This window comes from Gemmatimonas sp. (assembly GCF_044345575.1).
Lineage (GTDB): Bacteria > Gemmatimonadota > Gemmatimonadetes > Gemmatimonadales > Gemmatimonadaceae > Gemmatimonas.
This window is the reverse complement of the sequence record NZ_JBIJAW010000079.1, coordinates 1-12,055: the sequence shown is the minus strand read 5'-3', so window position 1 is coordinate 12,055 and position 12,055 is coordinate 1. Positions and strand designations below refer to the sequence as shown.

Here is a 12,055-nt window from a genome sequence, read left to right as displayed (position 1 = left end):
GGAAAAGGCCGCCCGGGCCGCCGAGGTCCAGGTCTCGTGAGTACTGCGCTCGAACTGCCCGTCATCCGCGAGCGTGGTCAGCGCGAGGTCTTCTGCGGGCTGACCGGCATCGTGTGGCTGCATCGCAAGATGCAGGACGCCTTTTTCCTCGTCGTGGGGTCGCGCACCTGCGCGCACCTCGTGCAGTCGGCGGCCGGGGTGATGATCTTCGCCGAGCCGCGCTTCGCGACGGCCATTCTCAGCGAACGCGATCTTGCCGGGTTGGCCGACGCCAACGACGAACTCGATCGGGTGGTGCAGCAGCTGCTGGCGCGCCGCCCCGACATTACCACGCTCTTCCTGGTGGGCTCGTGCCCGTCGGAAGTGATCAAGCTCGATCTCGCGCGCGCGGCTGAACGGCTCAACACGCAGTTCATGCCGCAGGTGCGTATCCTCAATTACAGCGGCAGCGGCATCGAGACCACCTTCACGCAGGGTGAAGACGCCTGTTTGCGCAGCATGGTGCCGCACCTGCCGGCCAGCACGAGTGCGGCGCCGGAACTGCTGGTGGTGGGCACGGTGGCCGACGTGGTGGAAGACCAGTTCGCCCGTATGTTCACCAAGCTGGGCATCGGGCCGGTGCGCTTCTTTCCGCCGCGCCGCGCGCGGGAGCTGCCGCCGGTGGGTCCCAACACGCGCGTGCTGCTGGCCCAGCCCTTCCTGAGTGACACGGCGCGGGCGCTCGTGGCGCGCGGGGCGACGCTGCTGGCGGCCCCGTATCCCTTCGGCGTGGGCGGGACCACCGCGTGGCTCAAGGCGGCCGCCGATGCCTGGGGGGTGAGTGAGGCGCACTTCGACGGCGCGGTGGCGCCCAATGCCGAACGCGCTCGGGTCGCCCTGTCGCGCTATCGGGAGCGCCTCGAAGGCAAGCGGCTGTTCATGTTCCCCGACTCGCAGCTCGAAATCCCGCTCGCACGCTTCCTCCACGAAGAGTGTGGTATGGAGCTGGTGGAGGTGGGGACCCCGTACCTCGATCGGCTGCTCATCGACGCCGAGCTGTCGCGGTTGCCGGCCACGGTGCAGGTGAGTGAAGGGCAGGACGTGGAGAAGCAGCTCGATCGCTGCCGTGACGCGCGCCCCGACCTTACGGTATGCGGTCTCGGCCTCGCCAACCCGCTCGAAGCCGAGGGGCTGCGCACCAAGTGGTCCATCGAGCTCGTCTTCTCCCCCGTACACGGCTTCGAGCAGGCGGGCGATCTGGCAGAACTTTTTGCGCGCCCGCTCGAGCGGGCGCAGCGACTCGCGGTCTGAGACGGCCATGGAACTGACGCTCTGGACCTACGAAGGCCCGCCGCACGTTGGCGCGATGCGCATCGCCACCAGCATGACGGGTGTGCACTATGTGCTGCATGCGCCGCAGGGCGATACGTACGCCGATCTGCTCTTCACCATGATCGAGCGGCGCGATCGTCGGCCGCCCGTGACGTACACCACCTTTCAGGCCCGCGATCTGGGTGGTGATACGGCAGAACTCGTGAAGACCTCGGTGCGCGAGGCCTACGAACGCTTCCAGCCCGATGCGCTGCTGGTTGGGGAATCGTGCACCGCCGAACTCATTCAGGATCAGCCGGGCTCGCTGGCCCAGGGCATGTCGCTGCCCGTGCCGGTGATCCCGCTGGAGCTCCCCGCGTACAGCAAGAAGGAAAACTGGGGCGCGAGCGAAACGTTCTACCACCTCGTGCGCGCGCTCCTGCAGCCGTTGGCACCGCCGCCGGGCACCACCCGTGAGCCCGTGATCGACGTCGTGCGCCGCGAGAATCGTCGCCCCCGCGCGAATCTGCTCGGCGCTACGGCGCTCGGCTTCCGCAACCGCGACGACGTGCGCGAGATCACACGGCTCCTGCACGACCTCGGCGTGGATGTGCACGTCTGTGCGCCGCACAACGCCACGGTGGCCGACATCCGTCGGATTCCCGAGGCGGATTTCAACATCGTCATGTATCCGGAAGTCGCGGATACGGCGGCGCGCTGGCTCGAGAAGACGTTCCGCATGCCCACCGTGAAGACGGTGCCCATCGGCGTGCTCGCCACGCGTGAGTTCGTGCAGGAGATCGGCACGGTCACGGGTATCGACGTGCAGCCGCTGCTCGAACACGAGCGCGCCGGCACGGCACAGGTGGACGCCAGCCGGTCGTTGCTGCCGTGGTACTCGCGGTCGGTGGACAGTACGTATCTCACCGGCAAGCGGGTGTTCGTCTTCGGTGACGCGACGCACGTACTGGCGGCGGCGCGCATCGCCAAGGACGAACTGGGCTTCGAGGTCGTGGGCATCGGCACGTACTCCCGCGAATTCGCCCGCCCCATCCGGGAGTACGCGGCGAAGATCGGCGTGGAAGCGCTCATCAGCGATGATTACCTCGCCGTGGAGCAGAAGGTGAGCGAACTCGCGCCGGAGCTCGTGTTGGGCACGCAGATGGAACGCCACATCGCGAAGCGGCTCGGTGTACCCTGTGCGGTGATCAGCGCCCCCATTCATGTGCAGGACGTGCCGGCCCGGCATTCGCCGCAGATGGGATTCGAAGGCGCCAACGTGATCTTCGATACGTGGGTGCACCCGCTGATGATGGGGCTCGAGGAACATCTGCTGCACATGTTCCGCGACGACTTCGAGTTCGGCGACGGGCACGCGTCGCACCTGCACAACGCCGCGCCCAAGGCTGCGCCGATGCGGGAACCGGCGGCGCCAGCAGGAAATTCCTACAGCACGGCCACCGTCACGGGATCGCACGAGATCATCGTGCCCGAGGCGGCCAGCGCCGTTGGACTCACCGAGGAAGAGTCCGAAATCACGCCCGCCACGCCCGTTGCCGCCGTGATCACCAGCGCCCGCTGGTTGCCCCCGGCGGAAGCGGAGCTCAAGAAGATTCCGTTCTTCGTGCGCGGCAAGGTCCGCCGCAACACGGAACGGTTTGCGATCGATCGCGGGATCGCCGAGATCACCGTGGATACCATGTACGACGCCAAAGCATTCTATGGCCGCTGACACCCGTACTCCCGAAATGCGCGTCTGCATCACGACGCTCGACGCTCACCTTGCTGACGCCTTCGAACGCGCCAAACAGGGGCTCAAGAGCGTTCCGGGGCTACATGTGTCCATGCACATCGCCGCCGACTTCAACACCGACAAACAGGCGGCGGAACGTGCGCGTCAGGACATCGCGCGCGCCAACATCGTGGTGTGTACGCAGCTCTTCCAGGAAGAGTATGCGAACGAAGTGCTGCCGGCCGTGCTCGCCCGTCGCAACGACGCCGACGCCGTGCTGTGCGCGCTCTGCACCCCCGAGCTCGTGAAGTGCACGAAGCTCGGCAAGTTCGACATGATGGGCGGCGAAAGCCGCTCCCCGTTCTCGCCGATCTCCCTGCTCAAGAAGCTCCGCGGCTCGCGCGGGGACGGGAAGAGCAGCGGGGAGCGGCAGATGAGCGCGCTGCGTACGCTCCCCAACCTGCTCAAGTTCATCCCCGGGACGGCGCAGGATGTGCGCGCGTACCTGCTGCTCATTCAGTACTGGCTCGCCGGCAGCGACGAGAACATCGAGCAGATGATCCGGTACGCCGTCGATCGCTACGCTGCCGGCCCGCGCACCAAGTTCAAGGGCGCGCTCAAGCCCGAGCAGCCGGTCACGTACCCCGAAGTCGGCCTCTGGCACCCCGAGCTGCCGAACCGCGGCATCACCGAGACGATCGGCGCTCTGCCGTCGATGAAGCACAAGATCGGCACGGTGGGCGTACTCGTGGGGCGCTCGTATCTGCTCGCGGGCAACGTGGCGCACTACGCCGCCGTGGTGAAGGGGCTCGAGGCGAGGGGGCTGCATGTCATTGCCGGGTTCTCGAGTGCACTCGACGCGCGTCCCGCCATCGACAAGTTCTTCAAGAACGCGCGTGGCGAGCCCACCATCGACGCGATGATCAACCTCACCGGCTTCTCGCTGGTGGGTGGGCCGGCGTACAACGATTCGGCGGCCGCGCAGGTGGTGCTCAAGCAGCTCGACGTGCCGTACCTCACGCTGCAGACGCTCGAGTTCCAGACCATCGAAGAGTGGCAGCGTGATGCGCGCGGGCTCAACCCGCTGCAGGCCACGCTGCAGATCGCGATTCCCGAACTCGACGGCGCCATCGTCCCCACCGTGTACGGTGGCAAGGGCAATCCGGTGGAGGGCAAGCCGGCGGCGTCGGAGCCCATCCCGGAGCGCATCGAGCGCGTGGCGGAGCGCGTGGCCAAGCTGGTGGCGCTGCGTCGCAAGACACGCGCCGAGCGCAAGGTCGCGATCATTCTCTTCAACTTCCCGCCCAACGCGGGCAACACGGGCTCAGCGGCGTATCTCGCCGTGTTCCCGTCACTGCAGCGTGTGCTCGCGGAGATGAAGGAAGCCGGCTACTCGGTGGACTTGCCGGCGAGTGTGGACGAACTGCGCGAGCGTATCACGCAGGGCAATCGGGAGCAGTTCGGCGCGCCGGCCAATGTGCACACCCGCATTCCGGTGGACGATCACGTACGCCGCGAGAAGTACCTCAAGGAAATCGAAAAGACGTGGGGTCCCGCGCCTGGGCGTCAGCTCGCCGATGGGCAGAGCATCCAGGTGATGGGTGCCATGTTCGGCAACGTGTTCGTGGGCGTGCAGCCCAGCTTTGGCTGGGAAGGCGATCCGATGCGTCTGCTGTTCGAAGGCGGCTTCTCCCCCACGCATGCGTTCAGCGCGTTCTATCGCTGGCTCAAGGAAGACTACAAGGCCGACGCGGTCCTGCACTTCGGCACGCACGGCGCGCTCGAGTTCATGCCCGGCAAGCAGTCGGGGCTCGACGCCACCTGCTGGCCGGAGCGCCTCATCGGCGACCTGCCGAACGTGTACCTGTACGCGTCCAACAACTCGTCGGAAGGGACGCTCGCCAAGCGCCGCGGCAACGCCACGCTGGTGTCGTATCTCACGCCGCCGGTGAGCAACGCGGGGCTCTATCGCGGTCTCGCCGATCTCAAGACGAGTCTCGATCGCTGGCGCCAGATGGATGGTGGCCGCGCGGCCGAAGCCGAGCAGCTGCGCACACTCGTTCAGCAGCAGGCGGCGGCCGTGGAACTCGCGGCGGCCGAGCCGGCGTGGACGGCGCAGGAGACCGACGCGCGCATCGCCGATATCCGCGAGAAGCTGCTGGAGCTCGAGTACAGCCTCATTCCCACGGGCCTCCATGTGGTGGGTGAGCCCATGACGCCGGAAGCGCGAGTGGAGATGCTCGTGGAAATGGCGCGCAGCGGCCGCCCGGAAGTGGAGCTGCCCAGCATCGGTGAAACGGTGCTAGCGGGGCACGGCGATAAGCGCAGCGACGACACGCAAGGCGCGGCGGTGGAGGCCATCGTGCATGCTGCCGTACACACGCTGGTACACAAGGCCGATCTCCGCGTGGCGCAGCAGGCCGGCCGTGCCGAGGCCAAAGCGCGCGGCATGCGGCTCGCCAACGACAAACAGTTCGATCAACATCTCGAATTGCTGGCGGGCTATGACGTCGCCCTGCGCGAAGACCGCGAGGTGGAAGGCGTGCTGCGCGCACTCGACGTGCGCTACGTGGAGCCGGCGCCGGGCGGCGACCTGCTGCGCAATCCGCAGGTGCTTCCCTCGGGGCGCAACATCTATGGCTTCGACCCGTATCGCGTGCCGAGTGCGGCGGCGATGCTCGAGGGGCGCGGCCGCGCCGATCAGCTGTTGGCCAAGCACAAGCAGGAGACCGGCGAGCTCCCCGAAACGGTGGCCGTCGTGCTGTGGGGGACCGACAACATGAAGAGCGAAGGCACGCCGCTCGCGCAGGTGATGGCGATGATGGGCGTGGTGCCGCGCTTCGACAGCGTGGGGCGTCTCACCGGGGCGCGCCTGCTGCCGCTCGAAAGCCTCGGCCGTCCGCGCGTGGACGTGGTGATCACGCTCTCCGGGATCTTCCGCGATCTGCTGCCGTTGCAGGTGAAGCTGCTGGCCGAAGCCTCGTTGCTGTGCGCGAAGGCCGAGGAAGATCCGGAGATGAACTTCATCCGCAAGCACGCGCTGGACACGATGCGCGACACCGGCTGCACGATCGAGCAGGCGTCGCTGCGTGTGTTCTCCAACGCCGACGGCGCGTACGGCTCGAACGTCAACTTGCTCATCGAGACGGGCAAGTGGCAGGACGAGAACGAGCTCGCCGACCTGTTCGTGCAGCGCAAGGGCTTCGCGTACGGCCCCGATGGCAAGCCGCAGTCACAGCCTGCCCTGATGAAGCGCGCGCTGGGCAAGGCGACGCTTTCGTTCCAGGGGCTCGACTCGGTGGACCTCGGTGCCACCGATATCGACCAGTACGTGGAATCGCTCGGTGGCATGACGCGCGTGATCGCGCAGCAGAACGATGGCAAGACGCCCGCGGTGTACCTCGGTGACTACGGGCAGGGGCAGGGCAAGGTGCGCACGCTCAAGGAGCAGGTCGAGCTGGAGTCGCGCACGAAGATGCTCAATCCCAAGTGGTACGAAGCGCAGATTCAGTACGGGTACGAGGGCGTGCGTAACATCACCGGCCACCTCGTGACCACTCTCGGATGGTCGGCCACCGGCGGCAAGGGCGCGGTGCCGCAGTGGGTGTACGCGGAGGCCAGCAAGACCTTCGTGCTCGACGAAGAGATGCGGAAGCGGATCGCTGACGCCAATCCGGATGCGGCGCTGGGCATTGCGCAGCGCCTGCTCGAAGCGAACGATCGCGGCTACTGGCAGCCGGATGATGCAACGTTGGAAGCGCTGCGCGATGCGGCGGCAGAACTGGAAGATCGACTTGAAGGCGTATACGCGGCATAACCTGTAGCACCCCCACTCCCCACGGGTAACGCAGCATGGCAACAATGAAACTCCCCATCGTGGACGCGCTCGGAGACGGCGACGGCTCCCTGCAGGTGCACCTGGACGAGAACCAGAAGATCGAAGGCGCGCTCGTGATTGCCGTGTACGGCAAGGGCGGCATCGGGAAGAGCACCACGTCGAGCAACCTGTCGGCAGCCTTCTCGAAGCTCGGCAAGCGCGTGCTCCAGATTGGCTGCGATCCGAAGCACGACAGCACCTTCACGCTTACCAAGCGCATGGTGCCCACGGTGATCGACGTACTCGAAGGGGTGGACTTCCACGCCGAAGAGCTGCGCCCGGAAGACTTCATGTTCGAAGGCTTCAATGGCGTACAGTGCATCGAGGCGGGTGGTCCGCCGGCCGGTACCGGGTGCGGCGGCTATGTCACGGGCCAGACGGTGAAACTGCTCAAGGAGCATCACCTGCTCGAAGACACCGACGTGGTGATCTTCGATGTGTTGGGTGACGTGGTGTGTGGCGGCTTCGCCGCGCCGCTGCAGCACGCCCATTACTGCCTCATCGTCACCGCCAACGACTTCGACTCGATCTTCGCGATGAATCGTATCATCGCGGCTATTCAGGCGAAGGCCAAGAACTACCGCGTGCGTCTTGGCGGCGTGATCGCCAACCGTTCGCGTGAGACGAACGAAATCGACCGCTTCAATGCGGCGGTGGGGCTGCGCACGATGGCGCACTTCCGCGACGTGGATGCCATCCGTCGGAGCCGTCTCAAGAAGTGCACGATCTTCGAGATGGAGCCCACGGAGGACGTGGTGCAGGTGCAGAACGAGTATCTCGAGCTGGCCCGCAAGATGCTCGAGGATGTGAAGCCGCTGCCGGCCGCGCCGCTCAAGGACCGTGAAATCTTCGACCTGCTGGGATTCGACTGATGGCTACTTCCGTGAATGATTCTCCGACTCCAGGTCCGTCGTTCGAGGGAACGCCGCTTGGGGGTTCGCACGCCGCATCGGTGTCGTACCGCGAGCGGCGGGCCTGGATCGGGGAGTACTTCGACCGCACGGCCGCCGAGGCGTGGAAGACGCTGACCTCGGATGCGCCTGTGTCCCGGGTTCGGGCGTCGGTGCGTGCCGGCCGCGATCGCATGCGCTCCACGCTGCTGGGCTGGGTACCGCCTGAGCTGCACGGCAAGCGGGTGCTCGATGCCGGCTGCGGCACCGGTACGGCGTCCATTGAGCTCGCCCAGCGCGGCGCTGAGGTCGTGGCCATCGACCTGTCACCCACGCTGGTGCAGCACGCGCAGGAGCGCGCGGAAGAGCAGGGGGTGTACGACATCGATTTCCGGTCGGGCGACATGCTCGATCCCTCGCTCGGCTCGTTCGACTATGTGATCGCGATGGATTCGATCATCCACTACGAGCTCGATGACATGATTCGCGCCCTCGCGACGCTCGCGCCGCGGGTCCGAGATCGCATGCTCATCACCGTCGCACCACGGACGCCGATGTTGTCAGTGATGCGCGCGGTGGGCAAGCTGTTTCCACGGGGCGATCGTTCACCGTCCATCGTGCCGGTGTCCGAGAGCGCATTCCGCAAGGCGTTCGGCGCCCAGCCGGTCCTCGACAGCTGGGGCATGGTCGCCACCCGCCATATCGAATCGGGCTTTTATCGCTCGATGGCCATACATCTGCAAAACGCCACGCTCGATGCGCACGGCGCGCGTCGCAGCTGATTCTATGCAGGACTTTCTGGAGGGCGCAGGATGGAACTGACGGGATGGAGCGTGGCCGCGGCCGTGGTCGTCGTCGTCGGCGCGTGGTACGTGATGACGCGCAAGAGCGAGGTCCCCTGCACGGTGGATCTCGAGATGACACACGATCACTTCCATGCCCACGTCGACCTGAAAGGGGTCGAGGTGGATCCGGGTGACGAAGTGCTGGTGCGCAACACGCCGAGCCGCATCGCGTTTGGCACGACCACCACATTTGAATCCAGTGCGGAAGTGAAGCGGGCGAGCTGGCTCAAGCGCCAGGTCATCAAGCTCACCGGCGGCACCGAGATTCACGAACTCTACGAAGTCGGCTTCGAAGGCTGAGACGAACTATGTACACTACCGAAACTGGCGTTCCTGTCCGCGCGATGAAGCCGGTGAACGAAACCACGAAGGCGGCGCAGCAGGATGCCATCCTGAATCCGCGGTTTTACACCACGAACTTTGCGGAAATCGACGCCCTCAAGATCACGCCGGAAAACCGGAAGATGTGGGACGAGATTCTCGCCGAGTTTCGTCGGGATCCCAATAAGGATCACTTCAAGCGGAATGCGGAGTTCGATCAGAGCTTTGAGGACATGGATCCGGCGCTGCGCGAGCAGTTCGTGGAGTTCCTGACCTCGTCGGTGACGGCCGAATTCTCGGGGTGCATTCTGTACGCCGAGATCAAGAAGCGCATCAAGAACCCCGACGTGCGCGAGCTCTTCGGGTTCATGAGTCGCGACGAAGGGCGCCACGCCGGGTTCATCAACCACACGCTGAACGACTTCAACGTCGCGGTGGACCTCAGCTTCCTCACGAAGGCGAAGAAGTACACGTACTTCCAGCCCAAGTTCATCTACTACGCGACGTATCTGTCCGAAAAGATCGGCTACGCGCGATACATCACGATTTTCCGCAACTTCGAGAAGCAGCCGGACAAGCGCTTCCACCCGATCTTCAAGTGGTTCGAGAACTGGTGTCTCGATGAGTTCCGCCACGGGGAAGCGTTCGCGGTGCTCATGCGTTCCAATCCGCAGTTCCTTAGCGGGGTGAACAAGTTGTGGATCCGCTTCTTTCTGCTCGCGGTGTTCTGCACCATGTACATCCGCGACCATGCCCGGAAGCCGTTCTTCGACTTCATGGGGATCAACGTCGATGAGTACGACCGCAGCGTGATCAAGCTGACGAATCTCATCAGCCGTCAGGTGTTCCCGGAGACCCTGGATACCGACAGCGAGGCGTTCTGGGGGCTCATGCACCAGATGTGGCTCAATACGGACGCGATGCGGAAGGCGGAAGCCAACGGAAACGGGGTGTTCACCAAGCTCAAGGTCACGGCGCTGAAGGTGGCCAACGGCCTCACGTTCCTGCGCTTGTTCCTGCGCACGCCGCACAGTCAGGCGTTGCCAGCCGACGTGCGCATGCAGCCGGTCTGGTAAGCGCATGAGCAAGTCCGCTCCGCTCGGGGCGCGTGTCTGGCAAAAGCTGGGAACGCGTTTCCTGCCCTTCGCCGATGTCGCCACGCCTGAGCTACCGCTCGGGCGCTTGCTGCGCCTGTCGATGTTTCAGCTGTCGGTGGGCATGGTGCAAACGTTGTTCGTGGGCACGCTCAATCGAGTGATGATCCTGGAGCTGCGGGTGCCGGCATCGCTCGTGGCGATCATGCTGGCGATTCCGCTGCTGGCGGCGCCATTTCGGGCGCTGGTCGGATTCAAGTCGGATACGCACCGCAGCATTCTGGGGTGGCGCCGAGTGCCGTTCTTGTGGGGCGGCACCATGGTGCAGTTCGCCGGCCTGAGCATCATGCCCTTCGCGTTGCTGGTGCTCTCCGACGGGCCGCGGGTGGGGCCGTCGTGGATTGGACATGCCGGGACGGCGTTGGCCTTCCTACTCGTCGGCGCAGGTGCGCACACGACGCAGACGGCAGGGCTCGCGCTGGCCACGGATCTTGCCGATGAGGATAAGCGCCCGCGGGTGATTGCCCTGATGTATCTGACCATGTTGTTGGGCACGTTGGTCAGTGCGTTGGTGCTGGAAGGCGTCCTTCGGGATTTCTCGGCTATGCGCCTGATCCAGGTGATTCAGGGGACGGCGGTCTTTACGATCGTGGTCAATGTGGTGTCGCTCTGGAAGCAGGAGCCGCGCATCCGGGGCGTTGTGGAGTACCAGAAGGGGGAACGCCGCCCGCTGTTCCGGGATGCGTGGCGTGCCTTCTCCGAGGGAGGTCAGGCGGTGCGGCTGCTCACCGCCTCCGGCCTCGGCTTCTTCGCGTTCAATCTCCAGGACGTCCTGCTGGAACCGTACGGCGGCGAGATCCTTGGTCTATCGGTGTCGTCCACCACGCAACTCACCGCCCTCATGGCCGTGGGCGCGGTGGCGGCATTCTGGTTGTCGGCCGTTCAGCTTCGGCGGCGCATGGACCCTATCCGATTGGCCGCGGTTGGCGCATTGTTGGGGGTCTTGGCGTTCGCCCTGGTGACGTTCGCCGGTCCGCTCGGTTCCCCGACCGTGTTTCGCGTGGGCGTGGTACTGATCGGTTTTGCGGAAGGGCTCTTCGGCGTCGGCACGCTGTCGTTCGCGATGGACATGCGCGATGCCTCGCAACATGGTATCGCGTTGGGCGCGTGGGGCGCAGTCTTCGCCACCGCCGAAGGGTTGTCGTTCGCACTGAGCGGCATCATGAAGGATTGGTTGTCACATCTCGCGTCGACCGGCGTGTTGGGGCCGGCGCTCACAGGACCCGGTGTGCCGTACTCCACCGTGTATGTGCTGGAGATCGTCATGTTGTTCGTCACCCTTGTTGCACTAGGGCCGTTGGTTGATAAACGCCGAGCGACCGTCGAGGCCGGCAGTCCGCGGTCGTTCGGGTTGGCAGACACGCCGGCGTAACGCGTCGAAAGATGTTGTAGGCGGTGTGGTTTCCCCTTTTTTCGGAGTCAACACATGATGAAGTACGTGGACGGAGCGCAGATAGCGATCTACGCGTTCTGGCTCTTCTTTGGTGGGCTGGTTTACTACCTGCGCCGTGAAGACAAGCGGGAAGGCTACCCTCTGGAGTCGCCGCAAGGCCCGCGTGAAGGCTGGCCAAAGCCGGCGGATCCGAAGACCTACTTGCATCGCACCCATGGTGACGGAGGAGCGCACTAATGTCGGAGATCAAAGCGGAGCCGGCCGACTACTACAACGGCTCGCCGTTGATTCCTACCGGGAATCCCATGGTTGATGGGGTCGGACCTGCGTCGTGGGCGAATCGCTCGGATACGCCGGACATGACCTTCCATGGCACGGCCAAGATCGTCCCGATGCGTCTCGACCCGACGTTCTCGATTGCCAAGGGCGATCCGGATCCGCGCGGCTTGCCCGTCATTGCCGCAGACAAGGTCATCGCCGGCACCGTCATCGAAGTGTGGGTCAATCGCTCGGAACCGCAGGTGAGCTACTACGAGGTGCAACTCGCAGGCAG

10 protein-coding genes are annotated in these 12,055 nt (G+C 65.1%); all 10 read left to right on the top strand.

Annotation, left to right across the window (positions count from 1 at the left end; genetic code table 11):
* The first annotated feature begins 36 nt into the window (after window positions 1-36).
* Window positions 37-1,290 carry a ferredoxin:protochlorophyllide reductase (ATP-dependent) subunit N gene (locus ACIQ6O_RS06910; RefSeq protein ID WP_396207045.1) on the top strand — a complete coding sequence of 418 codons (1,254 nt, stop codon included), beginning with the start codon at window positions 37-39 and terminating at the stop codon, window positions 1,288-1,290.
* Between the two features lie 7 nt (window positions 1,291-1,297).
* The gene (gene bchB, locus ACIQ6O_RS06905; protein WP_396207044.1) at window positions 1,298-3,022 is read left to right on the top strand and encodes a ferredoxin:protochlorophyllide reductase (ATP-dependent) subunit B; all 1,725 of its coding nucleotides are present in this window, start codon (window positions 1,298-1,300) and stop codon (window positions 3,020-3,022) included.
* A complete protein-coding gene (gene bchH / locus ACIQ6O_RS06900) occupies window positions 3,012-6,839 on the top strand; it encodes a magnesium chelatase subunit H (RefSeq protein WP_396207043.1) in 3,828 nt (1,275 codons plus the stop codon). Before bchB ends, bchH begins: the two co-directional genes overlap by 11 nt.
* Before the next feature lie 44 nt (window positions 6,840-6,883).
* Entirely contained in the window at window positions 6,884-7,771 is an 888-nt protein-coding gene (gene bchL / locus ACIQ6O_RS06895) for a ferredoxin:protochlorophyllide reductase (ATP-dependent) iron-sulfur ATP-binding protein (protein WP_396207042.1), read from the top strand.
* Complete coding sequence (bchM, locus tag ACIQ6O_RS06890; RefSeq protein ID WP_396207041.1) at window positions 7,771-8,571, top strand: magnesium protoporphyrin IX methyltransferase; 801 nt, start codon at window positions 7,771-7,773, stop codon at window positions 8,569-8,571. Before bchL ends, bchM begins: the two co-directional genes overlap by 1 nt.
* 30 nt (window positions 8,572-8,601) lie before the next feature.
* Window positions 8,602-8,934, top strand: coding sequence for a hypothetical protein (locus ACIQ6O_RS06885; protein WP_396207040.1), 333 nt, complete (start codon window positions 8,602-8,604; stop codon window positions 8,932-8,934).
* Between the two features lie 8 nt (window positions 8,935-8,942).
* Complete coding sequence (gene acsF / locus ACIQ6O_RS06880; RefSeq protein WP_396207039.1) at window positions 8,943-10,031, top strand: magnesium-protoporphyrin IX monomethyl ester (oxidative) cyclase; 1,089 nt, start codon at window positions 8,943-8,945, stop codon at window positions 10,029-10,031.
* Window positions 10,032-10,035: 4 nt separating this feature from the next.
* The gene (locus ACIQ6O_RS06875; protein WP_396207038.1) at window positions 10,036-11,481 is read left to right on the top strand and encodes a BCD family MFS transporter; all 1,446 of its coding nucleotides are present in this window, start codon (window positions 10,036-10,038) and stop codon (window positions 11,479-11,481) included.
* 54 nt (window positions 11,482-11,535) lie between these two features.
* Window positions 11,536-11,739 carry a hypothetical protein gene (locus ACIQ6O_RS06870; protein WP_396207037.1) on the top strand — a complete coding sequence of 68 codons (204 nt, stop codon included), beginning with the start codon at window positions 11,536-11,538 and terminating at the stop codon, window positions 11,737-11,739.
* On the top strand, window positions 11,739-12,055 hold a 317-nt coding region (locus ACIQ6O_RS06865), incomplete at its 3' end, for a PRC-barrel domain-containing protein (protein WP_396207036.1). The genes ACIQ6O_RS06870 and ACIQ6O_RS06865, both read left to right, overlap by 1 nt.

Excerpts from the sequence above, each read along its gene's own strand:
- ACIQ6O_RS06875 (WP_396207038.1), top strand. The coding sequence starts at position 10,036 with ATGAGCAAGTCCGCTCCGCTCGGGGCGCGTGTCTGGCAAAAGCTGGGA.
- acsF (WP_396207039.1), top strand. The coding sequence starts at position 8,943 with ATGTACACTACCGAAACTGGCGTTCCTGTCCGCGCGATGAAGCCGGTG.
- bchL (WP_396207042.1), top strand. The coding sequence starts at position 6,884 with ATGAAACTCCCCATCGTGGACGCGCTCGGAGACGGCGACGGCTCCCTG.
- bchM (WP_396207041.1), top strand. The coding sequence starts at position 7,771 with ATGGCTACTTCCGTGAATGATTCTCCGACTCCAGGTCCGTCGTTCGAG.
- ACIQ6O_RS06885 (WP_396207040.1), top strand. The coding sequence starts at position 8,602 with ATGGAACTGACGGGATGGAGCGTGGCCGCGGCCGTGGTCGTCGTCGTC.
- bchH (WP_396207043.1), top strand. The coding sequence starts at position 3,012 with ATGGCCGCTGACACCCGTACTCCCGAAATGCGCGTCTGCATCACGACG.
- ACIQ6O_RS06870 (WP_396207037.1), top strand. The coding sequence starts at position 11,536 with ATGATGAAGTACGTGGACGGAGCGCAGATAGCGATCTACGCGTTCTGG.
- bchB (WP_396207044.1), top strand. The coding sequence starts at position 1,298 with ATGGAACTGACGCTCTGGACCTACGAAGGCCCGCCGCACGTTGGCGCG.